The organism is Actinotignum sanguinis, from assembly GCF_030230305.1.
Classification (GTDB): domain Bacteria; phylum Actinomycetota; class Actinomycetes; order Actinomycetales; family Actinomycetaceae; genus Actinotignum; species Actinotignum sanguinis.
Genome location: NZ_JASPCQ010000014.1, coordinates 13,130 through 39,396 on the forward strand (window position 1 = coordinate 13,130; position 26,267 = coordinate 39,396).

Below are 26,267 nucleotides of genomic sequence, written 5' to 3' on the forward strand. Positions count from 1 at the left end.
GGTGGTACTAGTTTACACCACAGTGTGACTTATCTCGCGTCCTACAGGACTAATTTATTATCACCTTCTTGCATGCTTCCGGCGTTGCGGCGTCATCACCCGCTTCGGCGACGACGCCGCCCGTTCCGGTGCGCGCCCATGTCGGTGGGCACGCCCCGTTTCAGCGACGACGCCGCCAACCGCGCTATCAGCACCCCTCCTCGGTATCCGTGCTGAAAGGCACCAGGTAGACCGTGGTATCCGGCGGGAGCACACCTTCCTCTTCCAGGGGTGCGGAGCTGAGAAGCACCGCCCAACCTTCGGGCAAGGGTAGGGGCTCGGCAAAAGCCGTCATGACCAAGAGGTCCCCACGGGAGCTGGCGGCGGCGTCGCCCGCAAAATTGATGAGCGCGACGCCGCTGCCGGCATACTCGGGAGCGCGGCGCAATCCGCCCAAGCCCAGGTCGTAACGGGCCCGCAGGTGCAGCAGCTTCGTGTAATAGGCGAGCGCAGATTCCGGATCCGCCTCCTGGGTGTCGACCGCGAAACGGCCCCAGTCCGCCGGTTGGGGCAGCCAGCTTTCCCCATCGGGGGAGAATCCGAAGGCCGGGGCGTCCGCGCGCCACGGGATGGGTACCCGGCAGCCGTCGCGCCCCAATTCCTCACCTCCGGTGCGCGCAAAGGTGGGATCTTCGCGCGATTCGGGCGGCAACTGGGTAGCTTCGGGCAGTTCGAGCTCTTCGCCCTGGTAGAGGTAGTAGGAGCCGGGCAGCGCCGCGGTGAGGGTGTGCCAGGCCCGCGCCCGGCGCGCCCCCACTGCCGCATCGGGCTGCGGGTCATCCGGGCCGATGCCGCTCGGGCCGTTCCCGCACCAACCGGTGGTTACGCCCGCCAGGCCCAGGCGCGAGGTGGCCCGCAGGGTGTCGTGATTGGAAAGTACCCAGGTGGTAGGGGCACCCACGGCGTCGGTGGCGCGCAGCGAGGATTCGATCAGCGCATTAATACGATCCGCGCGCCACGGCGCGGAGAGGTACTCAAAGTTGAAAGCCTGCTGCATTTCATCGCTGCGCACGTAACGAGCCAGGTCTTCCTCGGTGTCTACCCAGGCTTCAGCCACCATCATGCGGTCGCGCCCGTATTCATCCAGAATTCCGCGCCATTCGCGGTAAATATCATGGACAGCAGGCTGGTTGGCCATGGGCGCGGGCGGCACGCTCACGTCCGGGTTGTAGCGCATCTCCTCCACTTTGTAGGGCCAGTCCGGGAGAGCTGGGTCTTTGGTCAGGCCGTGGGCCACATCCACCCGCAGCCCGTCCACGCCACGATCCATCCAGAAACGAATAGTATGGGCAAACTCATGATGAATAGCCGGGCTTTCCCAGTTCACATCGGGCTGGGAACGATCAAATAAATGCAGGTACCAGGTTTCTTCCGTTTCCTGCGGGGTGCCTTTCACCCAGGGGATGTCCTTGACCTGGGACCAGGCCGGGCCACCGAAGGAGGAAAGCCAATCCGTGGGTGGCTCGCTCCCGCCTTCCCCGCGCCCGGGCCGGAACCAGAAATTATCGCGCTGCGGGGCACCCGCGCCAGCCAGCACCGCTTCCCGAAAGAGTTTGTGATCCCAGGAGGTATGATTCGGGACGATATCCACAATCACTTTCATGCCGTGCGCGTGGGCGGTCTCGATGAGCCGCTCGGCATCCGCGAGAGTGCCGAAGCGCGGATCGACGTCGCGATAATCGGCCACGTCGTAGCCGGCGTCGAATTGCGGAGAAACATAAAAAGGCGAAAGCCACACCGCGTCCACCCCGAGCTTCTCCAAATAGTCGAATTTTTCGGTAATGCCGGGCAGGGTGCCGAGCGGCCCGCCGCTCGACGCGTAGGAACGCGGATAAATCTGGTAAATAACGGCATCGCGCCACCACTGGTCGCGCTGCTGGGGCGGGTGGATAACAGTGCCGGGGTGTTGTGCTGTCACGATCAACCTCTTCGTTGCCGGGAACGGAGCGGGTGCCGGTTGGCACCGCACTTCCAAGCTTACGTGATAGGTACGACGACGCCGACAGCTACAGCTACCCGAGCGCTCCGCCGGCGGCGCTGAGTTTGCGGCGGAATTCTTCCAGGTCCCGAGCCGGGCCGGCCGGGAGTTCACCGCCGTCTGCCGCGGCGGCTTCAAGCGCCGCGATACCAGCCTGCCAGGCGGTGCGCGCAGCTGTCATATCCCGAGCTTCGGCATGGAGATCACCGAGCAAGCCGCGGCAGTGGGCAGCGGAAAGTTGCTCACCCAAGCCCGCGTAGATAGCGGCAGCTTTCTCCATAGCGGGCACTCCCTGCGCGGGCGCGCCGTTTTTCGCCTGGGCCACCGCAACGTGATGCCAGGACATAGCGGCGACTTCCCAGGCGGCCCGCTCCCCGCCAGCCGCATCTGCGCCAGGCTGCTGCGCGCCGGTAACTTCCCCGCCGGTAACTTCCCCGCTGGCTACTTCCCCGCCGGTAACTTCCCCGCCGGCCAGCTCCGCAGCGCGCGCCGCCACCTGCGCGAAATGCTCCGCGGCGACCGGGTAGTCCCCGCTACTAAGCACCGCGCGAGCCCGCCCGAAAGCACAATCAATCGCATTAAATTCCTGGCCGGGGAGCGCTGCGAAGGCCGTTTCCGCCGCGGCGTAATCACGCGCCGCCGCCGCGAACTGCCCGGCATCGAGCCGCGCCGCGGCGAGGGTAGCTCGGATGGCCACCCGCCCCAGATCCACCTCCGGCAGCGCCCCCGCGGGCAGTAGCGCAGCTTCCAAGGCCGCGATAGCAGCGGCTACATCGCCGGCCTCCGCATAAGAAATTCCAGCGTTATACAGCGCATTAGCCTGCTGAGCATCGTGCCCGCCCAGGGCTGCGTACACGCCGGCCGCCTCCCGCATGGCCTGAGCGGCTGCGGCGTCGTGCGCGCCGTCGTGCAAAAAATATCCGTAGGTTTCCCAGGCGCGCGCGGCCCGCAAGGACGGCGGCGCAGCGCGATACGCCTCCACGGCACGGCGCGCGAGTTCCAGCGGGTTCTCCCCCAGCTGGCCGGTGGCCAGCGCCGCGAAATACAGGGCATCCGCGTCCGTGACCCGGGAGAAAAGTTCCTCCGCAGCCCCGCCCGCGGCGCGACGCTCGGTTTCCCGCGCCTCCACGAAACGGGCGCGGGCTTCGCTTTCATTGTGGCGCTCAAGGGCAGCGAGCCCGGCGCGCAGCAGCTCGGTAACGGTGGCGTGCATGGAAGTGATACGGCTGAAATCGCTTAGATGGAACGGAGTTTTTGGAGGACTTCGATCTGGAGCTCCTGGGTATTCGGCGCGGTGCGGTAGGCCGAATACGCCTGGTTGTAAGAGATGCGGGCGGCGTCGAAATCGCCGGCCTCCTCGTTGATCTCCCCGATATGCCAGAAGCAATTACCCATGCTCACCGCGGCGTCCCCATTTTCCGGGAACTGCTGGAAGAGCGCGATCGCGCGGCCGAGCCGGTCCGCGGCCTCATCCATCTCGCCGATGGCCTTGAGGGAAATCCCGAGCTGGCCGTTGGCGACAGCGCGCTCCAAGTAAAGCTCCGGGTCACGCTCGAAAGTATCCGCGGCCTTCCGGTAGAGCTCCGCGGCTTGCTTAATATTGCCGGCGCTGAACGCCTGCTGGGCGTCATGGAAATAGGCGAGGCCCGCACGCTTGCCCTCATGCGGATCGCGGGCGGCAGGCTCCGGATGCGCGGGAGTGACTGGTGATTGCGTCATGTGCGGGCTTCTTTCTTACTTGTTCGGTTACGTGAGAGCGGCCGCCGGCACGAGGCCGTGGCCTGGACCACTGACATTCTATTACTTGTGAGCGGAAACACAAACTCGGGCGCCGCCGCGACGCGCGGGCAGGCACGCGAAAGGCGGGAGGCCGGGCGCTTATCGCGCTCAGCACTCCCGCCCCGTCGCTACCTTTCGTTATTGATCGCTACCCGTCGTTATCTGTCGCAACGTAGCAGCGGATCCACCGCGGTGGATTATTCTCCACGACGGCGCAGCGCCAGCACCCCGCCAGCCAGCAGGGCAAGGACCGCTCCCGCAGCTCCCAGCACACCGGCACCGGTGCGCGGCAGGCGCGGGCCGGGGCCAGCCGGTGCGGGCGACGCCGGAGTCTCGCTCGGATTGCCGCTCGCGCTCAGCGTCGGGTTCGCACTCGGGGTCGACGACGCCGCCGGCCCGTCCGTGCTCGCGCTGGGCTGGGGCGCGGGCACCGTGGTGCTCGCCGTGGGTACCGGGGTGCTCGGAGCCGGAGATGTCGGCGCGGGCGTGGTAGGCGCGGGAACCGTCGGTTCCGGAGTTGTGGGCGCAGGCGCCGTCGGCTCGGGTGCCGGCACGGTTGTCGTCGCGGTCGGCTCCGGCGTTGTCGGCTCCGGTTGCGGTGCGGGTGCCGTGGTTGTGGGCCTCGGATCCGGAGTCCGCGAAGGTTCCGGTGCTACCCGATCCCCCGTCGGCTGCGGCGCGGGCGTTGTGGGCGCCGGGGTTGTGGGTTCAGGCACCGTGGGCTCTGGTGCCGGCGGGACCGGCGGCTCCGGCGGAACCGGCGGCTGCGGCGGCACGGGCGGGACCGGCGCCACGTAGTGGAAGCCGAAATCGGCATCCAGCACATCCGCGGTGCTCAGGGTGATCTCCCCGGAGCTGGCCTTCTCCTTATCGCCCGATCCTTCCCGAACATGGGTAGTTTCCCAGGTTCCCTCGCGCTTCGGGAGGGTAGCCCGGTCAACCACAACCGAGTACGTGCCAGGTTCCAGACCGCGCACAAGGTACTTACCGCTGGCGTCCGTCGTCGTCGTAATAAATGGTTCCGTATCACCGGGGCGGAACACCTTCACGGTGACGCCCGCCAGGCCCGGTTCGCCCGGATCGTCCACGCCGTTGTTATTGGTGTCCTCCCAGATGCGATCACCCAGATCCACACCCACGGTCAGGCACGCATTCGCCTGCGCACCCGCGAACTTCGCGCCCTTCGAATCGAGGCGATCCGCGGCCGGGGTGAGGGCCTCATTGCACACCTGCTGGGAACGCGCGGTCTCATCGACCACCGCGAACAGGTGCAGCACCTCTTCGCTGCCCGGGGCGATCCCGCGTTCGTGCGTGAAGCGCAGGTAGGCATCATCGGTGGCGTTCGGGTCCGCACCCTCCACCGGGTCACCGGTGCTCGGGTCGATCACGTCGGTCACCGTGTCATTTACGCGCCACGTGCCGGTAGCGGCATCATACACGCCGTTCGTGCTCCAGTAGCCCACGTACGTGACGCCCTTGGGGAGCATATCCGTGATTTCCACGCCGGTCGCGAAGCCGGGACCGGCATTCTTGGCGCGCACCACATACTCCACCACGGAGCCGGTGGCCCAGCGGTCAGTTTCGTTCTTCTTCTCAAGATCAGCCAGCGCCACGCCCTCGGCCAGGCCGGCGTGCGTGGGATCAGCGGTGGCCTTCTCGCTCAGTACGCTGAGATCAGCCGATTTCGCGTGGATATTCTCCTTGGTGAGGTCCAGGTCGAAAGGCATGGTCAGCCCGACCTTCGCCGGCTCGGTCGGCATGACCGGTGCGCCGGTTTCGGCATTCTTGCCGGTCACCGCGTAGCTATTCCAGGCGATGCCGCGGGCGGCCGCCGGGGCCGTCACGTTAGCGCTAATCGTCCAGGTATCCGCACGGGTCAGCTTAGAATCCTCCGGGAATTCCACCCGGAAAGCACGCACCTGGGAGAAGTCCCCACCCAGCTGTTCGGCGGTCTTCCACGTACCGGTCTCGCAATTCTGCGGGCCGGACTTCGGCGCACCGCCCAGGGTGATAACCTCACCGCGGCACGGATTCACGGAGGTGGAGTAGAGCACCGAGGTGGGCTGCGGGGTGCCTTCCCCGAAGGTCAGCGGCCCGTTCAGGCGCGGGCGCCAGGTGGATTCGCGTTTATTCTCAGGGGTATTCGCCCCGCTCACGCCGTGGTCACCCGGGTAGGGCAGCACATCGTACACCACCACGCCAGAAACCCCAGTATTACCGTTATTGACGAGGTCCAGCTTGAGTTCGGCCGCGGAGGAAGGCGAAACCGTCCCGTAATTCGGATTGGCTTGGAACTCGGTGTCGACGTCGCCCTTCACGTAATTCTTGCCCGCGAGCGCCGGCAAGCCCGCCACGTTGAACTTCGTGGAGGTGGTGCAGCCGCGCGCTTCGGGGCGGTTGAGTCCGTCAAGGTTATCGGTGAGTTTGCGGCTATCCGTGCGCGCCCACCAGTTGCGGATGCACTGGTTCGGGGCGGTGGCGGTGCCCAGGTTGGGGCGCTTGGCATCCGCGAGGATCATGTCATTGGTATTTTCGCCGGGCTCGGTGGCCGCGGTGATCTTCGCGCCGAAGTAGAGCACCATCTCCGAGGAGTTGGAGCTGCTCTGGTCCCCGGTGCTGGGCGGGGCGAAGTAGTCGCCCGTGCCGTCTTCCGGCCAGGTGAAGCGCACCAGCTGGCGCTGTTTGCCGTCCACCGTTTTCATCTCGGTTTCCACCCGCATTTTGTCCAGCGGGAGGGAGGCCGGCCAGTTCGCGGAGGTGGTGACCTGCTGCTTGGGATCGTATTCCATGCCGGGGGCGAGCAGATCCATAATCACCGGGTAGAACTTGGCGCCCTTACCGGTGTAGAAGCCCAGCCCGAAGGTGTAGGTCTGGCCGGTTTGGAAGAGCTCACCGGGTTTGGTGTCGAGGTTGCCGACCATCTGGCCGCCCAGGTGCGAGGTTTTCGACACCCCGTAGGTGGGGTAGCCGTCCACGATAGCGACCTGCGCCACGGATTCCCGCGTGGTGATATTCGCGGGCAGCTCCGGGGTGGGGTTGCCGGCGAAGTCGAGGGATTGCGCGGTCACGACGGCGCGATTTTCCAGCGTGGGAACCTCGTAGCGCGGGGTGTAGCTGTAGGTGGCGCCATCGGGTGCGGTGGTGCCGTTATGCACATCGGCTGGGAAATCATCCGCCACGGTGCCGCGGATGGCCAGCGTGATATCGCTACGTTCACCGTTCATCACGTCCGCGTCCAGGGCGATGGAGGTGATTTCCTCTCCCGCGGGAACGGTGAGCGGGAAATCGCGGGTGGTGGTGGGGTCGACGGCGACGCTGAGCTCCTTCCCACTCGTGGTGGTGTAGGTGACCTTGGCGGGTACCTTCTTGAGGAGCGGGCGCACCAGACCGGCCGTGACATTACGCAGGGCCGGGGTGGCGCAAGCACCGGGAGCCTCCGGGGAAATATAGCGGCAGGGTAGGTTATCGGCCACGTGCATACGCAGCGGCACGTTCCCGGTATTGGACCAAGAAATATTCCAAACGGCTTCTCCGCCGCGTTGGGTCACGGCCTTATTGGCCGTTTTGCGGAAATTACCTTCGGCACGCAGGTTTTGGAGCTGGCGGGTCACGGAATCAGTGGCGGTGACGGGAGCGAGCTTGGGATCGAGCGGGGTGCCGGTGGCGTTGACGGTGTTGGTGGCGCTGGCACCCTCCGCGAAAGTACCGGTGGGGAAAACAACCGTCACGCGGTAATCAGCAACGGCATGCACAATAGGCGAACCGGGAACCACCCAGGTGACGGTGCGGGTGGCCGGATCGTAGGTGCCGCCATCGGTGGCGCGCACAAATTCCGCGCCTTCGGGAAGGGTATCAACCAGGCGAATTTCCGTTAGGCCCATGAGGCCGGGAACGCCGGTGCCCGGGTCCTTGAATTTATTTTCGTTGGTATTGAAGGCGCCTTCGTAACCGGCGGTGATGGTGTAGGTGTACTGACCACCGATAGCCGGGCGGGATTCGGGAGCGAATTTACGCACCGCAATGCTGGGCTTGGCGTGCACCGGGGTGGCAAGTTCCACCGGATCGGCCACCTGGCCGTTGGTTTCCCCGGCCACCTTCGGGCGGATTGCTTCACCTTCGGGCCAGCGCAGATTCTCCGGGCGCACCTGCACCCGCATGGCGCCGGTGGTCCCCACCGGCACGGTTCCCAGATTCCAGGTGTAGGTATCACCCTCCCGCACCGGGAGCGCGGCCTGATCATGGGAAGAATTAGTGGCAGTCACGTGGGTGAGCGGGAGCTTATCGGCATCCGAAACGGAATCGACCAAGCCCGGAATCGTAACGCTGAGAGTGGTGTTCTCGCATTGGCCCTGCACGCCGGCGCAGGACCATTGCACGTCATAGCTGGCCAGGGCACCGGATTGGACTCCGGCGGCTTTCTGATCTGCCGGTTCGGCCACCGCGACTTCCAGGCGTGCCGACGAGGCCGCATCCGCGGCCCGGTCGGCGGTTTCGCCGGCCGCGTTGGTGTCGGTTCCGTTGGCAGCCGTGCTGCTGGTAGCCGTGCTGCTGGTAGCCTCGCCGTTCGCGGTCGTTCCATTGGCAGCATCCGTTGCGACTCGCACGCTCGCGGCCATGGCCGGCGCGGTTAGCGGAATCGCTCCACCCACCGCGACGACGGCGGCAATAAGAGCCGCCACCGCACCCGTGATCAACCGGTGCGCCGCGACTCGTGAGCGCGTCGCTCCCGTTCGTAATTTTTGCATTCTTCGATCCCTTATTAGTTACCCGTTTTTACCGGATTCCACGCCCGGCAGCGCGGTGAGACGCCCCAAACACGTGGCTCAGCTGCGGAAACACCTTAATTTCTCGAGGCACTCCCGGCGCCCCGTGATTGTAAACCATTTGGAAGGTGTTCATGCACGACTTAAATAACTATGTGGTAAATCTTATCTTTCGTGGCAACTGTCTCAAAATATGGCCACTGGTGTGGAGGGCGTGCATCGTGCAAGTCCAGAATAGAAAAACCGCCACAACCGCGCCCCAGCTTGCACTACGTTTTTGGGGCTGGCGCGGAAGCCGGCGGTGGGAATCCCACGAACCTCACAAACCTCACTAGTTACACAAGCCCCTGCGGGGCGGGTATGTGTTGTCAGAGCTGTACTGCATTTGTTGTACACGCGAAGTACACCTCAGAAAAACACTCCTGCCCCCTGAGCCCCCCTGCCCCCTCCTGTTCCCCCTGAGCCCAGTCCCCCTGACCCCAGCCTGCGGATCGACCAAAGCGCACATCCTGAACCGTTGGGGTCGCGCGTTTGGCCGGTGTAGTGGTACTGGAGAACATCGGGCGTGACAGAGTGGTACTGCACGACAGAAAACCGGGTGCTGACTGTAGCTCCAGTACCACTTTGTGATCCGGCATGCTGATGGGCGGCCCTCATCGCCGCCAGCCCCGCAAAAAGCAACACCCTGCTGCGGCGGTCAACAGAAAGCAACCCCCTGAGCCATTGACTCACAGAAAGCAACACCAGCGCACGATTTGGCAAAGTTAATGTAGTTGCCGTTGCATTTTGAGGGCTCGGCAGCTTGAACGCGTTGAACGCACGGGAGCTGCACCGGACCGACGCCCACTCGACGCAAGGAATGCGTATTCGCTCAACACCCGTCCCGCGCACACTCCGCATACTCCACATACTCCGCACACTCCGGACACTCCGCGCGCCACGGACGCCCCGCGCGCGCCGGGCAACAGGGAAGCAGGGCAGCAGGGCAGCACGAAGGGCCGGCAGCCCATAATGAGCTACCGGCCCTTGTTACCGCTGTTACGGTTCATGCGCGGCGCCGCGAACGACTCCACGCCCGCGAATGGCTCGCGCACCCGCGAAAGCTAAGCGCGGCGCGCCCGCTTCACGGGCAACGCCCTACTTCACGCAGCGGCGCGCCCGCTTCACGGGCACCACCCTTACTTCATGCGAGTACCGGTGGAGCCGAGGCGCTCGCACGCTTCGACAACGCGGGCGGCCATGCCAGCTTCGGCGGCCTTGCCCCACGAACGCGGGTCGTACTGCTTCTTGTTGCCCACTTCGCCGTCGATCTTGAGAACGCCGGAGTAGTTGGTAAGCATCCAGTCGGCCACCGGGCGGGTGTAGGCGTACTGGGTGTCCGTATCCACGTTCATCTTGATGACGCCGTTTTCCACCGCGGTGCGGATTTCTTCGGCGGTGGAGCCGGAGCCACCGTGCATGACCAGGTCGAAGGGCGATTCCTTGCCAACCTTGGCGCCGACTTCCTTCTGGATCTCACCGAGGATTTCGGGGCGCAGCTTGACGTGGCCGGGCTTGTACACGCCGTGCACGTTGCCGAAGGTCAGCGCGGTGATGTAGCGACCGTTTTCGCCCAGGCCCAGCGCTTCAACCGTCTTGAGGCCGTCCTCAGCGGTGGTGTACAGCTTCTCGTTAATTTCACCGACGACGCCGTCTTCTTCGCCACCCACAACACCGATCTCAATTTCGAGAATGGTGTTGGCCTTCTGGGAGAGCGCCAGCAGTTCCTTGGCGATTTCCAGGTTCTCATCCAGCGGCACGGCCGAGCCGTCCCACATGTGGGAGTTGAAGTAGGTCTGCTTGCCAGCCTTGTGCTGCTCAGCTTCGAGCTCCATAAGCGGGCGAATCCAGGAATCGATGTTCTGCTTGGCGCAGTGATCCGTGTGCAGGGCGATGGTCACATCGTAGTTCTTGGCGACGGCGCGCACGTACTCCACCAGGGCGATGGAACCGGCCACGCGATCCTTGATGGTGGAGCCGGAGAGGTATTCGGCGCCGCCCACGGACACCTGGATGATGCCGTCCGATTCGGCTTCCGCGAAACCGCGCAGGGCAGCGGTGGCCGTCTGGGACGAGGTGACATTGATGGCCGGGTAGGCGAACTTATTCGCCTTGGCGCGGTTGAGCATTTCGTCGTACTGTTCGCGGGTTGCAACAGCCACTGAGATCTCCTTATATTCGGCGTTCCTCGAACCATCTGTCCGAGAGGTTTTCTGTGTGAGCACGCGAACCACCGCGGTGTGGCGAAGGCTCCGTGCGAGTGCCGCGAGCGGCGCTCTTTGAGGGTTCCTCAAACAGGTTTTATTATCCCACGTTTGGCCCCGCCGTGGCCGGACCTTTGCCCTGAGGGGAAAGATTCACCCCACCGCGCATTCGGGTTACGATGAGCGAGGAAGGTGCGCACCGGCGCCGCGCCGGTACCGCTCGCACGATCAAGACCGCAAGCCGCGCCGCCCACACGCCAGCATGAGGGAGTCACCATGATCACCAGCGACACCACCGAGGCCGCTCGCGCCCTAGCCGAGCTCATGGAGGGGCGCACCACCGTGGTTATTGCGGGGGCGGGCGTCTCCACCGCTTCGGGCATTCCCGATTACCGCGGCACCGGCTCCTCCGATGTCCCCTCCATTGATTACGATGCTTTCGTTTCGGACCCGGTGTGGCAGCGCTGGGTGTGGCAACGTAATCAGGAAACGTGGCGCGCGCTGGACGGCGTCGTCGCCAATAATGCCCACACGGCACTGGCGCGTTTCGAAAAAGCGGGGCTCATTAACGGCGTCGCTACTCAAAATGTGGATAATCTCCACCAGAAAGCCGGTTCTACCAGGCTCGCGGAACTGCACGGGAATTTTTTGCGGGTCGTGTGCGTGGAGTGCGGGGCGGAGTTCCCGCGCGCGCAGATTGCGGCGCAGCTGGACCGGCTCAACCCGGGGTGGCCGGAGGATCCCGATCCGGCGCACGTAGCGATTTTGGCGTCCGCGGACCGCGCCGGTGCGGAGGCTTCCACGTTCCGGGTGGCGCCGTGCCCGCACTGCGGCGGCCTTCTCAAACCCGCGGTGGTGTTTTTCGGTGAGGCGCTGCCGCGCGCGGCGATGGAGCAGTCTTTCACGTGGGCGCGGGAGGCGGATCTTGCGCTGGTGGTCGGCACCTCGCTCGCGGTCCTCACCGGTTCGTGGGTGCTCGGCGAGGCGCTCCAGCACGGCGCTGCCTGCGCGATTGTCAATATTGGCCCCACTACCGCGGATCGTTACGCCGATCTGCGCGTGGAGGGGGACGTGGGGACGGTGCTCGCGGGCGCCGCGGATCTTTTAGGAGCGTGAGTCCATGCGTGGTTCAGCTTTTAGTGACGACGACGGCGCACGCGGCTGGTTCAAACGCCGCCGCCAACGTAAACGCGCCCAGGACCTAGCCGAGTGGCAGACCCGCACGCACCGCTCGGCGTTTTCGGAAAGCCAGCCGCGCGCCAGTGCGGGGTCGGCTTTCGGGGAGCCGAAAAACGAGCGACACCCGGGGGCGGCGCGGGCGCATGCTGGTTCGCGCGCGAAGCCGCATCCGCGTGATGAGCGGGCGATGCGGGCAGAGTATGAGAAACGCAGAAAACGCGACCGGCGCCGGCAAGCCCAGGAACGCGCGCACGCGGAGGAACGCGCGCGCGTCCAACGGGAAGCCGGCCGGGGTTACGCGAGTTCGGCGCAGCTGTTCCCAACCGTCCCGCCGCTCCCTTATCCCGCGAGCGCGAATGCGCAGCAGCCCGCCGGTGCAACGCGGGTCAATACGGCACCGCCGCCTGAAGCGCCCAAGAAAAAGAAGGATCACGCTCTTTTCTGGTGGATTCTTATTGTTTTTGTGTGTTTCCCAGCCGGGTTCTTCCTCTCGGATATGGACGATGAGGTCAGTGATCCGCCGCCGGCCGAGGTGGAGAGCGCGCAGGGCGCGGAGTCCGACAGCCGGCCTGATAGCAGCGCCGCGGCCGTGGCTCCGGAATCCGGCGCGCAGCCGCTTGCCGCTTACGCACCCGTTCCGCAGAATTTAGCTGACGCGCAGGCGGTGCGCACGGAAGGCGCTATGCCCCCAACCGCTAGTTCGACTTTTGCTATCCCGGCGGGGCACGTCTTCGGGACCTACGATGCGGAGGCGGATTCCACCGGTTTTTATGACACGGAAACCGGGCAGCTGCGCTACACCCTGCCCGGTGCGATTATGTGTTCCCCGGCGGGGGATACCGCGAATATGTGGTGCGCGCCGAATACGTGGACGACCCCCTACGCCAGCTCGTATATTTCAGAGGTGCCCGCCACCCTGCGCGCGGCTGCGGATGGCAGCGTGATCTGGGAAAGCGGTGCGGAGGCGCAGAGCTTCGCGCCGGGGGTGCTGCTCTCCGAGGCTGATGGCCGTGAGGAACGTTTCTCCTGGCTTTCCCCCACGGATGGCGCGGTGCTCACGGAGGTAACCCTTCCGGCGAGTTACGGAGAATTCCACGTCACCCCGAACGGGGAAGTTCTCTATCTTGCGCGCAACGACAAAAATATTGAGTGGACGGTTTTCGACGCCGCGGGTCGTACGCGCGGTTCCGGGGTTGCGACGGATACCCGGCTCAGTTTCACCCCTGTTATCACAGCGACGGACGGCTGGTTCTTCCCGGAAGTTGATGCGGCATTCACCCTGGATGGGAAGATGAACTCCTGGTCTGCCTTGCCCTCGAACGTGCGGGTGCGGGCAGCTCATTGCGCGGCTCCGCAGGCGAGCACCGCGCAGCTACGTGAGGTTCTGGAAACGCTGCTGGGCCAGAGCGCGGAGATGACCTCCGGGAACTATCACGTGGAGATGTCGGCCTGCACCCCGGGTGGTCTGGGGTATCTATCCGCGACGTCCGGGACTACCACGGCGCTTGTGGCTGGCGGGCAGGCGCGTGAGCTGCCGGTGGCGAGCACCAGTTTAAATTTCCTTCCGCTGGGCAACGGCATCGTGGTGTCCGGCTACCGGGCGGACTCGCGTGATGTTACTTTCGCTTTCGACTTGAACCAGGGCGAGGAGCCAGTCTGGTCGGTTCGTGCCACCCTCATCGACGCCGTGCCCGGCTATGGATTCATCGGTATCGACTTCGCCACCCCTGATTCGGAGCCGGTCTATTACGCGTTGCGGGTGAAGTAGTATCCAGAGCTCTTGCGCTTTTGCGCTCATGAACTTTGGCCGCAGCATTGAGCCTTTGCCGCGGTATTGCTAGAGTTTATTCACCAGTACCGGCCCGCCCACCCGTCTCGCGGAGTGGGTCAGGGCCGGTCTTCACATATCGAGGTTCAGCGAGGGCGCGTGACCGAAACAAAGTGGCCAGTCCCAAGCCATCTCAACGTCGAAACTTTCGTGCTGCGCGAAACCACCATCGTGGATCCGCGCGAATTAGCCGACCAGCCGGATTCCTACGTGGTCTCCCTCGCGCGCGAACCGCGCGCAGCCGCCCAATGTTGGCGCCGCCAGCACGAAGCGTGCAAGTTCGCCGGGGAAGGCTGGATTTCCGTGGTGCTCAACGGCCAACAGCTCATGCCGCGCGAAGCCTGGACGCATATCGCGCTGTTCTGGCAGAGCATGCTGGATGCGGTGGAGAGCTGTCTCGATACCGGCGCGGGGCGCGGTGATTTCAGCGAGGAAACCGCGGATTTTTCCCTCTCCCGCAGCGGGCAGCTGCTCATCTTCGAGCTGCGCGGCCAACGCTACCCGGCCGAGCCGTTCTCTTTCCTGCACGGCCTCCTGCGCGGGGCCGATCAGTTTTATCAGTGGGCCCACGAATATTTGGGGACTGTTCCCGCCGCTAGCCTGGAACGCCTCGCACATCTGCAGGCGCGTATTACCGAGCTCGCCGCGGCCCGCAAAGCGCGCTAGGCGAGCGCTAAGCCTCCGGGGCGGGTTGCGCGGCCGGATGCCGTTTGTCGATATACGCGGTGCACCCCATGGAGGTCACCAGCATCCACACCACCAGCAGGAACGACGGCCACCGAATCGACTCGTACGCGTATTGAAACACCAGGAAGGACAGCCCGGCGATGATTCCGTAGCCGGCGTCGAGGAAGTACCCGAGGCGCCGCGGCGTTTGCCCCACCGCGCGCGTCATCCAATAACTGGCGATGCTAAAAAGAATAAGTACGACGACGAAGCTCCATAGCGGGAAGGAATGCCGGCCAGCAACGCTAACCACCACAAGCGCAAGCCCGAGGCCCACCACGAGGATGATCGCCCAGCTAGTGATCTTGCCGGCGAGAACTCTTTTATCCAGCTGCCTGTGCTGTGGTGCGTCTGCCATAGAGCGTTCCCCTCGCCGTTGAATATCGGTCATAATTATCCTATGAACGAGGACGCCACACAAGAATCTGGGCAGGTACCCGCAGATCCCACGCAATCGCCAGCCGATTCTGCGCAAGCAACCGCAGGCTTCGCACACGCATCCAAGAACCGTGCGAAATCCGCCGAGAGGGCGTACCGCTATCGCAAGGGCGCCACGCTACTCATCGTGATCGTCTCCGGGCTGGCCGCGGCGATGCTGCTGTTCTGGGCCACTGGCAATCCAGAGGTGGAGATGTGGATGTTCTGGACTTCCACCCTCGTTTACTTTGCGGTGAGCGTGCTCCTCACCAAGGCTGCGGCAGCGCTGCGCCGGGCGCGTGGCGTGCGGAGCCCGTGGGGTTATGCCTTGGATGCCGTCTACGGTGCGTTCTTCGGCCTCTCGTTCATCATCGCGACCGAGTTGCCCCGTATCAGGCTCTTCGGCGGCCTCAACTGGTACTCCGCCCTAGCCTGGCTCTGGCTCCTCGCCTTCGCGGTCTTCTTCAGCACCTACTTAGCTCAGCGGCATCCGACTAGTAAGAGTACCTAACTATTACACAAAGTTTTCCTCCTAGACGAGCAACAGCCTAGGACTGATACTTCTTCAACCTCTTCAACCAATCTGCCATCACGTCAATCTCGGCACTCAACTCGTCAACAGTTGGTGCAACATAGTTTAATTCTGGATGCGGGTCGTGGCGCGACGCCCATTTAGAGATGCGACTATAGGAATTATCATAATTTTCCACATCCGCCTCCGTTATTCTGCCGACAAGTCTCAGATTTCTAACCCGAACTTCTAAAGACCTGTAGTCCACCAAAGGCTCAGCTATGACTTGGCTAATAATTCGCTCCCACGTCTGAGACATATGCCCGGCGATGCTCTCGACTTCACGCAAATACTCGCTTTGTTGCATACCCTCCTCAATTTCACGTAAGCGAGCGATCTCCTGTCGCAACGTATTTATGCGTTGACCCGCGTTTTTTGCAGACCAAGGATGGTGGTCCGTCGTATACCCCGGCCCCATTTTCCGTCGCCGTTCGACACCTCGCGTACCAAACGGAACCTTTAATTCACCAGCAGCTTTATAAAGACACGCGGTGAATGCGATGTCATGAGTAAACACAATCACTTGTCGGTCTCTAGCCAACTCAACAATTGCCTCGGCAACCAACTCACGATTCATGTGATCGAGAGAAGAAACGGGATCGTCGAAGACTAATGCCGATTTACTTATGTCAAAGTGTGCCTCAGTGAGGAAACCCGCGAAACCCAGCGCCGTCTGTTCCCCTTCGGAGAGAACGTTCTCTAGCTTCGAATCTTTGCGAGCGTTCACAAAAACCGGTTTATGGAGCAGAACGCCTTCATGCCCCCTGGTCGTGAAAGCCACTTGTTCAATGCCGAACCTAGCAGCCTCCCTAACGAAGCACTCACTTACTTCTTTAGTCACATACGCGCGAGTTAATTGAGCTACCTTATCGGTGATCGACCGAGTGCTAGTCTCCGGATACTTCTTCTCGAGGGCAGCAGCTCTCCTCAGCCTCGCAACTTCCTGCTCAATGAGATCACGCCCATCACGCATCGCTATCTGATCACGCAAACGTTGTTCCTCGGCCTCCGCCTCGCCCAGTAGTTTTTTAAAACCCTCAACATCAAGGTTGTCAGCTCGTTGACGACGCAGCTCAGCCTTTTCACGCAAAGAGGTAACCGTGGTCATAACATCGACGGATTCTGATTTTTCCCCTTTAAACAACGCAGATTTTCGTTCTTTTAATGCCTCCAAAATCATACTGAATGACCCCTGATCAAACTCTTTATCCTGCTTCAGCGTCACAATAGCCCTGGACACGTCAGGAGGTTCGAAATTCACTTCCTCAAGACACTCGTAAAAGCTATTAATTTGCCGCTGCGACTCGTCCAGTTTTAGTGCCGCCGCATCAATAACAAACCTTTGGAATCTTTCGAACCGATCAGTAGCGTCAACACCAAGTGGCTGCTGACATAAAACACAAACTGCCCCCTCGCCAGTATGCGGGAATTCATGATCAGGATAGACGAGCTTCGAGTAAGATTCCGCAGCTCGCCATAGTGCTTTCCATACATCAGAGCCAACTTCAGGCAATGGTTCATCGGCGAAAGTTCCACAAGACGCAAGATCGGAAGCTTTCTGCGCAGTCGTAAGTTGCTCTACTAGCTTCTCTAGCTCCGTTTGAGCTTTTTCACCAACTTGCTGATTGAGCATGTCCAAATGATCAGAGAGTATTTTGAAAGCATCAGCCTCTTCACTTAGGCGACGTTTCTCCGAGCCGGGATTACTCGCACGTATCTGGACAACGTTGTCCGCTTGTTTCTCAAGCTGCTCGGTAATATCAGCCGGGCACAAAGTCACTGTTTTGATTTCATCAATACCCGTATCGGCCGAAAGCTCATTGAGGAACTTTGCTCCAGCGCTTTGTGCATTCACTTGAGGCAGCAAGCCCGGGCTCCTTACTTCTCGCCTCCATTTGTCAATAACCCGGCGTACACCCGAACAAACAGATGCGAGTTCTTCCAATAGTTGCACCGCCCTAGGGCGGTACGAAATTTTAGCTTCAGAAGTCAAATAGGTATCTCCACAGCGCGCATCGTAAAAAGCTACACGGGCAAGGTCACGGTCAGGTTGTTGGCCGAGCTGTGCCTCACGCTCGGCCGTGCCGACCATGAATACCACCTGGCCTGACTGCGGCCCCGAGTCCTCGTCAAACACATTCGGCAAAATCTCAGTGCGGTATCGTGCTCGAACCATTGACCGAATCACTCGAGCATAACCAGACTTCCCACTACCATTATTTCCAAATATGACCGTAAGACCGTCCGGCTCAAATGTGAGCTCTTGGTTAGGGGCGAGACGGTTAACGTTTTTGAGATATCGCACTGCGACTAAGCGGACCGACTCATCGATTATCTCTTTTCGACCTGCGTACTCCGGTAACCACCCGTTACTCTGTGACGGATCAAACTCTTCATCACTCTGCGACGGATCAAACTCTTCATCAACCAACTCCCGCGCAATTTCCTCATAATCACGCTCATCAAGCACCTCTCCGGCATCAATCCGAGCTAAAATCCTCTGTTGCCACCACGGTATCTCCGATGCCCAATCCACCACGTCCTCATAGGCCGTCATGCGAGCCCCTCTCGTGTCGCCACAAATATAGTTGAACGGTTCAAGTCGGTCTTGTACCAACTGCGTGCTCTCTATATCTCTTACAATATCAATGTTTCACATACCCAACACCGTTAGAGACCGCTACGGCACCATGTTCTCTATCCTGGAATGCCCCATCTGCATCGAGATCATCAACCGAGCCTTTGACCAACACCACGCCTGGACACACCCGAGCCGCTGTTAGAGGAGATTGAGCGTAGTCCAACCGAGAAGAATTGGAGGTTCCCAGCCCCGTGATTTACGCCTGCACGGCCCTGTATTGGCCCGCTAGGTACAGGACAGCGCCGGCAGATCTGTGGCGCGCTTTGAGTGGTGGTCACGGTAGAGACGCTTGGGTGCCGAGCGAGATTGCCTGTTCGGTGAGGGTGTGCAGTTTTGGTTGTGCCGGGTGTGCATTTTTCCTTGCGTTAGGAGTGCGATTCGTATTGCGCTAAGCATGCAGATTTAACTTGCGCTTGACAGCTGGCGTCTCGTCCCTTGATCAAGCATATGTGGGCCGAGAAAACCACACTTACCTCCTGACAACACATAGAAGCATCAATCTGCGTAAGTCTCCGCAGTCGGAGCAGCGAATGAAACTGCGGTAAATTTGACTGACGTGCGCGAACATCTATGAAGGACATTCTGCATGAGTTCTTTCATTTTTTCCTTCATCTCCTATAGAATGACTCCTATGAACTCGGTAGAACCCTCAAACTCGTACATAAGCCTTTTCAGTTCTGGCGGTATCGGCGACTTAGGATTCCACGACGAGGGTTTTTTCTGTGTTGCATCAGCCGAACTCATCTCCCGACGAATTGAAGTTCAACGCATAAACGATATTGCAGAACCGCATCGTCTCATCTGCGGTGATTTACTTCTCCCAGGCCCTTTTAACTCAGTCCTAAAACTAGCAGAAGACTACGAAAAGGAACACCGGCAGCCAATCACCGTAATCATGGCCACCCCCCCCTGCCAGGGCATGTCGGTGGCTAATCACAAAAAGGGCGATGAACTCAGGCGCAATTCGCTCGTTGTACGTTCCATAGAAATGATCAGACGGGTCCGTCCGCTCGTTTTTCTATTTGAAAACGTTCCAGCTTTCATGAAAACCACATGCACCGGCTTAGACGGCCACAATCGGCCCATTGGGGAAGAGATAAATAAAGAGCTCGGGGCGAACTACGAATACTACTCACGAGTGCTACAGTTGAGTGATTTCGGCTCACCCTCCAGCAGGAAACGCTCACTCACAATCGGCGTAAGAAACGATGTAACCTGGGTTACTCCTTTGGACCTATTTCCAGATAAGAAAACAGCAATACCTCTGCGTGACTTAATCGGGGACCTACAGCCCTTAAACGTAATGGGAGAATGCTCAAGCTCCGACATCCTGCACTCTTTTCGCCCTTACGAAAAGCGTATGCGAAACTGGATCCGCGACCTCAAAGAAGGGGAATCTGCGTTTGATAACATCGACCCGATGAAACGGCCTCACCGTTTGGTCGACGGCAAAATCGTTCCAAATGTAAGAAAAAATGGAGATAAATACAGGCGGGTACCGTGGAGCTCGGTTCCTCCGTGCGTCCACACGCGAAACGATATTCTCGCCAGCCAAAACACCATCCACCCGGTAGATGATCGCGTATTTAGCATTAGGGAACTCATGCGCATGATGGGTGTACGAGACGACTTTATTTGGTATGAAGATCAAGAAAAAGATTCGAAACTCCGTGACAATTCTCGTTTACGAACACATGCGGTAAACATCAGGCAATGCCTTGGCGAAGCCGTCCCCGTACCGGTTACACAGTCAGTCGCCCAACATGTGCGCATTCACTTAACTCAACACTTGCGATTCTCCGCGGCGAGACCATGCCGCTCAAATTCTTCAGACTGGACTACAGAAAGTCAGAAAAGAGCGTATTACAATGTTCCATTATCTCGCAAAAAAACTTATGCGGCGTATTACACCGAGCCCCTAGTGGCTTTCGCAATCACGAAACGTGCACTAGAACAAGTAAATCTTAATCCCAAAGACACATTTCACGTTCTGGAACCTTCAGCTGGGAGCGGTGTATTTATAGCGGTATTAAATTCTTTTGCCGCGTTTAATAAAATATCGGTCACGGCTATCGAGATCGAGAAAGAAATGGCCGATTACCTCCGAGACACATTAACCGGTCACTCAAACCTCCAAAAGATAGATGTAAAACATGTGAATTACCTTTCATACTCCACGAAAGAGCGTTACCATCTCATACTTGGCAACCCTCCTTTTGGACGACGTCCAAAAGATACGAATAATAACTGGAATAAAGATAGCGAACTATCGGTTCGCTTCCTTAAAAAAGGGATGAGCGAAGCGTCTTTGGTCGCGTTCGTAATGCCAAAGGCGCTTCTCCATGCTGCATATTATAGCGACGTACGATCATCGATCATGCGCGTTGCAACCATCAACAACCTTCTAGATTTTGGAGAGCATACATTCCCTGATGTAAAAGTAGAGACCATTGGAATCATAGTCAACGACAATCGAAGCAATTCCCCCACTAATGATGTAACCGAAGTTAAGTCATGGCCCCTAAAGCAAGTTCATTTCGTGGATTCTAATTATATCTTCGACGACACTTTTCCGACTTGGGTAATATACCGCACTGAAGAATTCGACGCACAACTTTCCCGTGTCAATGTAGGAAAACTGAAAGTGTGGCGGGATCGAAAAGTGAGCCGCAAAATGGCCTCACCGGAAGGAGTGCGCGTTATCCGCGGTCGAAATCTCAAGTCAAACGGGACAATTGTCACAGATGCACGCGATTACTTGGTTCCGACCGAAATTGCAGAATCAGTTATAGCTAGTGTTACATCCCTACCCGGATCCTCAAAATTCCTTGCCCCTAATTTATCCTACAAACCACGTGCTGTTAAAATTGAGAAAATTCGGCATTCCGTTCCTGAAGGAAGTTGCGCCGTACTATACGGAGATTTAACAAGCAAGGAAAGCTCTGCGTTCGTCGCCTTCGCAGGTACGAAACAATTCGAATCTTTTTATCGAATTGCATGCAACTACTCGACGAGATCGATCAATATCGACAGCTGCCTGGCGTATTGGTGGGCCGTTCCAAAAGTGGAAGATACAACCAACTAATTCTCGTAAATTTACGCTAAATGCTCAACGATTGCCTGGCGCAAGGAAGAATAAGTTGGTTCAACTCTATCAATTCCCCAGCCAATTTGGAGGACCGTAGCGAAGTTTTCATATGAGTATATATCTTCGTCCGCGTCAATACTTTTTTTGATTGATTCCAACTTCTGGTTGAGGCAAGTTCTCTGGAAAACAAGATCGATTTTCTGCGTATTGCCGTCAGGATGCGCAATGCCAAGGTGCTGCCCCGGAGTTAGCGCAATTAAATTCTCTAACATATCGGCAAGGTCGGGGAATGCATGCTTCGGGAACATATGGTGTATATGGGTTGCTTTAACCCCTGTCGAGTCTGGAACTTCCGATACTCCCTGCTGATAATTTTTCACTTTCCGCATGGCTGATGTCATAACACTCTCAACAATACTCGAAGCCGCAGCTTGCTCAAGTTGTTCTTCGTATGCTTTTCTAGTCATACGTTTAGGTTTTTTAGAAGCAATGTCGCGCCAATTCGGGCGATTATAACTTAGTTCAAATGTGCTCGGAGGTGTCTTCATAACCCGACCACGTTCGATTCCTGGAACTAGGTTGGCATACGCAACTAGGTTGATTACCTTATTGAAAATCCTCCCAGCCTCCACCTCGGGCCGTGCCGACCCCCTCGAACCTAGCTTCATCGTGTCAATAGCAAGATTCGTAAAGGCGTCCTTAAGATGATCCATATCAGTTTGAGAATGTTCGCTCTCGATATACCGCTTAACGTGAGACCACCAGCCGAATTGTTTAAGAACCCACTCGATGTACTCAATTAGAAACTCACGAGATTCCTTTTCATTCCCGGCAATTCGCTCAAGCATCTCACGGTCCCTAATTTTATAAATACGCTTTTTACCGTTTTTCGTCGCAGAAGATAAAATTCCTGAATATGCCAACACGTTTAGATTTTGACTTATAAATTTATCATATTCATTAGCGGCGCTCTCATCCGTGAGAGAAGGTTTTCCATAATCGCGCTGAATTGCATTATTGAATGAGGCCGAATTTTGAATATCTTTTCGGGTAAAATCGTCTAATTTTCCCAAAGTTACCGTTGACAAAACCGCGTTCGCCACCTCGGCTATATTGCCAAACGTGACTTTTTGATCAAACCACCTCACGCCGCCTGCGAACGAGGAATCAAAGCGTCCCGCGTAGAAACTCGGCATTACATTCACGTCAGTCACTCCCCTTTGCTGAACGGCTCAATTTAGATTATCAGCATTGGACACAGTTATGCTAAGTATTTGGAATCTGGGTGGCCCATCGCAGCGGTAGGATGAAGCATGGCATGGAAGAATGTGGCCCGCAGCGTGGCGGGGATATGTGTGGTGTGCTTGCTCGGAGCGTGCACGGCGAGTGGCCAGGGCCCCGCGGCGGGATCGCGGAGCGAGACCGACGCGGCGTCGTCGGCCTTGAAGGAAGAGGCGGGCAGCGCGGCGAACTCTGCAAGCCCGAGCGTCTCGGCGGCGGGGCAGAGCATGGGCAGCGAAGCCTCCAGCGAGGTAATTGCCCGCGAGGCGCTGGAGTTCGTCGACAAACTCACCACCGCGGACATGGGAATTATCCACTGGGACAACGAAAAAGGGAACCCGAAAGCCAGCTATTATACGGGCGAACGGCGCATTACGGTGACCTACTCGGGTGAGGAAACGAGTGACTATACCGTGCATACCCGGGTGCCGGACGACGCTGACGGCGGCCCAGTTCTGAAAAGCGATATGCGCTTCCTGATTGAGCACGCCACTTTTGGGCCGGCGGGCGAGAGGGGCGAATCCAACGGGAGCGTGCGCGAGGGAACCGCGGTGCCGGCAGCCGATACTCGCCTCCTCGAGGGGTGCTCGGACGGCGACGGGTGGATTATCACGCGGGGTTGGGTCGCATACAACCGGAACACCGATGTGATTGAGTCTTTCGACTTCACCATGAAGAAGCCGGGCGCCACCATTGCGGCGCGTCAGCCCGATGGGTCAACACGGGAGGAAGTGCCGTCCTGCAACGTCGTGTGGGACTTTACCGCGGCCAACGGGCGGGTGATTGATAAGCCGATGCCGAATTAGAGAGCGGCGCAGCGACGGGAGTGCGATGGAACCTATGCAAGATTCAAAGAGAACAAAGAGAAATCGCCACTCCGAGAAAGATGAGCACACCGCCGGCTAGCGTGACGGTGAAATATGCCGCGATCTTTCACTCAGCGTTATTTCTTGTCACGCTTAGGGCAACATGACCGGTTCCGCTGCCCGCTTCGGCGGGAGCCCAGGGCCGGTCCTTGGTCTAATAGACAAAATAGTTGCTAATGATGGCGTGCCGTTAGCTCCCGCTCCCGCCTTGAGAGATTAATAAGCCCTCTCCGCAACGCCCACTTGAAAAACCTAAATTGCTCTGCCTTGAAAAATATCTTTGTGCGATCCAATACGAACAAAACGAATAACGGATTCCGAGCGGTGATGCCGATAGATAACGATGACGTCAAACTTTCCTTCTTGGAGGTGAAGCCCGAAATAACCCGTGTATGTTCCTCGCGCTTTAGTAAGCGCATGTGGGTTATATCCCGGTGGAATCTCACCCGCTTCCCTAACGGCCGCAACCAGCTCACGTACTTCCTCCAGAATGTGTGGCTGCTGCCGCACTACACGTGTGAGATCATTCTGAAACTGACTATCAAAGATGACCCTCATACCAAGCTATCCAAAAACTTAATGGCTTCTTCAGTATCGTCGAATACCGCACCATCTTCGGGGATATTCCCTTTCATGATCTCCTCTGCATGCGCAATTGCGCGTCGAGTCGTTTCGTTAGGGATATATGACAACGCAGGACGGATCGGAAGTGCTTGCTCACGCACAGCCTGCTTGAGAAACATGTTCAGTGCGGTAGACATATCAATACCTAGCTCATCAAAGAGCCTTTCTGCCTCTTGCTTGGTACGCGCATCCGTGCGGAAATTGATCCTTGTAGATGTTGAAGCCGCCATGAACACCTTCCTCAAGTGAGTCCAACAGACTTACATTGTACGTACATACTACTACTGTCTAAGGTTGTGAGGCACAGCCGCGGGCCGGGCCAGTAGGTGATAAGCCAGCGGTCGTGGGTGGCGAGGATGATCGTGCCCGGCCAGCGAGCCAGGGATTCTTCGAGGGCATGCATGGCAGCCAGGTCGAGGTAATTCGTGGGTTCGTCGATGACGAGGACGGCGGGCTGGGCCGCGAGAGCGAGGGCAAGCTGGGCGCGGCGCTGATTACCTGCCGAAAGCTGAGGTATCGGGGTTGCCCACATGGACGGGTGCAGGATGCCCGTACCGAGCTCACCAACACCTAAATTCCAGACCTCGGGAGTGAAGCCGGGATCACCGCAGCGCGGGAGGCGTTGCGGGACGAAAGCGAGCGGGTCGGCGCAAGAGAGAGTGCCGGAAGGCTGGACTGTGGCGTGCTGCGCGGTGGCCGCGGGCGGCGCAGCGGTAGCAGGCGCGCTGAGGTGCAGAGAGTCGAGCGGAGCCGCGGCTGGCGGCGGGGTGCCGGTGGCTATCCAGGTGAGGAGAGTGGATTTGCCGCTGCCATTGGCGCCGGTCACGAGCAGATGCTCGCCGTGGGCAAGGTCGAACGTCACCGGGACGAGGCGGCCGGGCACTGCCGCCGCGCGTGCAGACACTGCGAGGCCGGCGGTTGGGTGGGCCGAGGGTGATTGCGGCCAGGTCGCGCCGGCATACTTCGGAAAAGTAGAGGTGTAACTACGGGGTTTGCGAACCTCCCGTGCGGTAAGGGCTTCGAGTTTGCGGTCGTCGTGGCGGGTGCGGCGGGTAGCCGTGCTTTGGGCGCGGTCCGCGAAGAACTTTTTCGCCTTGCCCTCCGCACTTGCCAGGCGCGCCCCACCGCGGGCAATACCACCGGAAGCCTGGCGATGCGCACGCATCTGCGCCTTTTCTTCTTGTTGGGCCAGGTAGAGCGCCCGGTAGCGCTGCTCAGCATCACGCTTGGCCGCAAGATAATCCGTGTAGGTACCGCGGCACTCCCACACCCCGCGCATCTCACCACCACCTTCAGCGCGAGCTAGCTGCGCCCACACATGCACGTCCATATCCACGATGAGGGTGGCGACATCCTCAATAAAAGCGCGGTCGTGGCTGGCCAGCAACACCGGGCCGGGCCAGGAACGCAGCACGTGGGCAAGAAATGAGCTCGCCTCCGCATCGAGATGATTGGTTGGTTCGTCCACAATAAGCACCTGCGGGCGGGCAACCAGGGTGACAGCCAGATTCAGCCGCGCGCGTTGGCCCGGTGAGAGCGTGGCCAACTTCCGCGAGCGCCCGCTCCCGGTCAACATAGCCAGGCCCAAACCCGCAAGAGCGTCGTCGACCTTTTCCTCAAGTGACCACAGATCCAGGCGTGTGACCTCGGTGAGGAGCCGGTCGTATTCGGCCGCGACCGGGCGCCCCTCCCCCAGCTGCGCGCTGAGCGTTTCGAAGCGGGCGAGTAGTTCCCGCGCGGGTGCGAAGGCGCTTTCAAGAAAGTGCGCGACGGTCGCGGCGGCGTCGTCGTTCGGCACAGGGTTCCACGGGATGGCGCTGGCGTTTGTGCGGGTGACCGTGCCGCGCTCGGGGCTGAGGTGACCTGCGGCGATACGCAGCAGGGTGGTTTTGCCGCAGCCGTTTGGGCCGATGAGGACGGCGCGGTCGGTGGCTGTCAGGCACAGAGTAATGCGGTCGAGGAGCGGACGCGCAGTATATGAAAATGAAATATCGTCAAGAATGAGGGCAGGCATAGTGATCTCCTTGGACGCGGCGGGTGGTGCGGGCGTCTCAGCTGGGCTGAGTGGAGATCACAGCGTCATCGGAACGACGGCCTCCTTTGAGTGTGGATGTAGCCCCGGTTACATAAGTAAATGTAGCGACGGCTCGGGTAGTGGGTCAATACTTATCGAATGGTGCGCGAACGACTCGCCACTTGCTAGCTAAGGGAATGCGCGCAGACTGAAAGTGCGGACGCCAGACT

The 26,267-nt window shown here is 59.6% G+C and carries 17 protein-coding genes; 6 read left to right on the plus strand and 11 right to left on the minus strand.

All coding sequences use genetic code 11. From position 1 onward, the window contains the following. Nucleotides 1-187: 187 nt before the first annotated feature. The 5 genes from QP828_RS07345 to fbaA form a co-directional block, all read right to left on the minus strand. Entirely contained in the window at nt 188-1,957 is a 1,770-nt protein-coding gene (locus QP828_RS07345; RefSeq protein WP_274734141.1) for a glycoside hydrolase family 13 protein, read from the minus strand. A gap of 94 nt (nt 1,958-2,051) precedes the next feature. Beyond that, nucleotides 2,052-3,230: a hypothetical protein gene (locus tag QP828_RS07350; RefSeq protein WP_274734142.1), complete on the minus strand. Its 1,179-nt coding sequence runs from the start codon at nt 3,228-3,230 to the stop codon at nt 2,052-2,054. Between the two features lie 23 nt (nt 3,231-3,253). Beyond that, on the minus strand, nt 3,254-3,736 hold the full coding sequence (locus QP828_RS07355) for a tetratricopeptide repeat protein (RefSeq protein ID WP_274734143.1): 483 nt from the start codon (nt 3,734-3,736) through the stop codon (nt 3,254-3,256). A 257-nt stretch (nt 3,737-3,993) separates the two neighbouring features. Further along, nucleotides 3,994-8,541, minus strand: a complete 4,548-nt coding sequence (locus QP828_RS07360) for an SdrD B-like domain-containing protein (RefSeq protein WP_274734145.1) — start codon at nt 8,539-8,541, stop codon at nt 3,994-3,996. Nucleotides 8,542-9,737: 1,196 nt separating this feature from the next. Beyond that, entirely contained in the window at nt 9,738-10,760 is a 1,023-nt protein-coding gene (fbaA, locus tag QP828_RS07365) for a class II fructose-bisphosphate aldolase (RefSeq protein ID WP_126135167.1), read from the minus strand. Between the two features lie 318 nt (nt 10,761-11,078). On the opposite strand from fbaA, the gene QP828_RS07370 reads away from it, so the two are divergent. The 3 genes from QP828_RS07370 to QP828_RS07380 all read left to right on the plus strand — a co-directional run bounded on the left by QP828_RS07370 (nt 11,079) and on the right by QP828_RS07380 (nt 14,475). After that, on the plus strand, nt 11,079-11,918 hold the full coding sequence (locus QP828_RS07370) for a Sir2 family NAD-dependent protein deacetylase (RefSeq protein ID WP_274734147.1): 840 nt from the start codon (nt 11,079-11,081) through the stop codon (nt 11,916-11,918). Between the two features lie 4 nt (nt 11,919-11,922). Then, on the plus strand, nt 11,923-13,749 hold the full coding sequence (locus tag QP828_RS07375; protein ID WP_274734148.1) for a hypothetical protein: 1,827 nt from the start codon (nt 11,923-11,925) through the stop codon (nt 13,747-13,749). A 159-nt stretch (nt 13,750-13,908) separates the two neighbouring features. Continuing rightward, nucleotides 13,909-14,475, plus strand: a complete 567-nt coding sequence (locus tag QP828_RS07380) for a hypothetical protein (RefSeq protein ID WP_274736489.1) — start codon at nt 13,909-13,911, stop codon at nt 14,473-14,475. 7 nt (nt 14,476-14,482) lie between these two features. Here QP828_RS07380 and QP828_RS07385 read toward each other — a convergent pair whose 3' ends face one another. Further along, entirely contained in the window at nt 14,483-14,893 is a 411-nt protein-coding gene (locus tag QP828_RS07385) for a hypothetical protein (RefSeq protein ID WP_274734456.1), read from the minus strand. Nucleotides 14,894-14,935: 42 nt separating this feature from the next. Between QP828_RS07385 and QP828_RS07390 the strand changes: the two genes are divergently transcribed. Further along, nucleotides 14,936-15,463 (plus strand): hypothetical protein, encoded by a 528-nt coding sequence (locus tag QP828_RS07390; protein WP_274734457.1) that lies wholly within the window; start codon nt 14,936-14,938, stop codon nt 15,461-15,463. A 37-nt stretch (nt 15,464-15,500) separates the two neighbouring features. Here the strand turns inward: QP828_RS07390 and QP828_RS07395 are convergent, their stop codons facing one another. Next, nucleotides 15,501-18,080: an AAA family ATPase gene (locus QP828_RS07395; RefSeq protein ID WP_274734458.1), complete on the minus strand. Its 2,580-nt coding sequence runs from the start codon at nt 18,078-18,080 to the stop codon at nt 15,501-15,503. Between the two features lie 670 nt (nt 18,081-18,750). Here QP828_RS07395 and QP828_RS07400 point away from each other — a divergent pair. Beyond that, nucleotides 18,751-21,249 (plus strand): DNA cytosine methyltransferase, encoded by a 2,499-nt coding sequence (locus QP828_RS07400; protein ID WP_274734459.1) that lies wholly within the window; start codon nt 18,751-18,753, stop codon nt 21,247-21,249. Nucleotides 21,250-21,260: 11 nt separating this feature from the next. Here the strand turns inward: QP828_RS07400 and QP828_RS07405 are convergent, their stop codons facing one another. Then, a complete protein-coding gene (locus QP828_RS07405) occupies nt 21,261-22,466 on the minus strand; it encodes a hypothetical protein (RefSeq protein WP_274734460.1) in 1,206 nt (401 codons plus the stop codon). Between the two features lie 99 nt (nt 22,467-22,565). On the opposite strand from QP828_RS07405, the gene QP828_RS07410 reads away from it, so the two are divergent. Continuing rightward, nucleotides 22,566-23,339 (plus strand): hypothetical protein, encoded by a 774-nt coding sequence (locus tag QP828_RS07410; RefSeq protein ID WP_274734461.1) that lies wholly within the window; start codon nt 22,566-22,568, stop codon nt 23,337-23,339. A 312-nt stretch (nt 23,340-23,651) separates the two neighbouring features. Here QP828_RS07410 and QP828_RS07415 read toward each other — a convergent pair whose 3' ends face one another. The 3 genes from QP828_RS07415 to QP828_RS07425 are packed head-to-tail and all read right to left on the minus strand — an operon-like array spanning nt 23,652 to nt 26,037. Further along, nucleotides 23,652-23,957, minus strand: coding sequence for a type II toxin-antitoxin system RelE/ParE family toxin (locus tag QP828_RS07415; RefSeq protein ID WP_274734462.1), 306 nt, complete (start codon nt 23,955-23,957; stop codon nt 23,652-23,654). Then, the gene (locus QP828_RS07420; RefSeq protein ID WP_126135178.1) at nt 23,954-24,253 is read right to left on the minus strand and encodes a type II toxin-antitoxin system RelB/DinJ family antitoxin; all 300 of its coding nucleotides are present in this window, start codon (nt 24,251-24,253) and stop codon (nt 23,954-23,956) included. The genes QP828_RS07415 and QP828_RS07420 overlap by 4 nt, the downstream gene beginning before the upstream one ends. Nucleotides 24,254-24,264: 11 nt before the next feature. Beyond that, nucleotides 24,265-26,037: an ATP-binding cassette domain-containing protein gene (locus QP828_RS07425; protein ID WP_274734463.1), complete on the minus strand. Its 1,773-nt coding sequence runs from the start codon at nt 26,035-26,037 to the stop codon at nt 24,265-24,267. Nucleotides 26,038-26,267 lie beyond the last annotated feature (230 nt).

Coding starts and splice junctions, on each gene's coding strand:
- QP828_RS07350 (WP_274734142.1), bottom strand. CDS start 3,230: ATGCACGCCACCGTTACCGAGCTGCTGCGCGCCGGGCTCGCTGCCCTT.
- QP828_RS07355 (WP_274734143.1), bottom strand. CDS start 3,736: ATGACGCAATCACCAGTCACTCCCGCGCATCCGGAGCCTGCCGCCCGC.
- QP828_RS07360 (WP_274734145.1), bottom strand. CDS start 8,541: ATGCAAAAATTACGAACGGGAGCGACGCGCTCACGAGTCGCGGCGCAC.
- QP828_RS07370 (WP_274734147.1), top strand. CDS start 11,079: ATGATCACCAGCGACACCACCGAGGCCGCTCGCGCCCTAGCCGAGCTC.
- QP828_RS07375 (WP_274734148.1), top strand. CDS start 11,923: ATGCGTGGTTCAGCTTTTAGTGACGACGACGGCGCACGCGGCTGGTTC.
- QP828_RS07385 (WP_274734456.1), bottom strand. CDS start 14,893: ATGGCAGACGCACCACAGCACAGGCAGCTGGATAAAAGAGTTCTCGCC.
- QP828_RS07390 (WP_274734457.1), top strand. CDS start 14,936: ATGAACGAGGACGCCACACAAGAATCTGGGCAGGTACCCGCAGATCCC.
- QP828_RS07395 (WP_274734458.1), bottom strand. CDS start 18,080: ATGACGGCCTATGAGGACGTGGTGGATTGGGCATCGGAGATACCGTGG.
- QP828_RS07400 (WP_274734459.1), top strand. CDS start 18,751: ATGAGTTCTTTCATTTTTTCCTTCATCTCCTATAGAATGACTCCTATG.
- QP828_RS07410 (WP_274734461.1), top strand. CDS start 22,566: ATGGCATGGAAGAATGTGGCCCGCAGCGTGGCGGGGATATGTGTGGTG.
- QP828_RS07415 (WP_274734462.1), bottom strand. CDS start 23,957: ATGAGGGTCATCTTTGATAGTCAGTTTCAGAATGATCTCACACGTGTA.
- QP828_RS07420 (WP_126135178.1), bottom strand. CDS start 24,253: ATGGCGGCTTCAACATCTACAAGGATCAATTTCCGCACGGATGCGCGT.
- QP828_RS07425 (WP_274734463.1), bottom strand. CDS start 26,037: ATGCCTGCCCTCATTCTTGACGATATTTCATTTTCATATACTGCGCGT.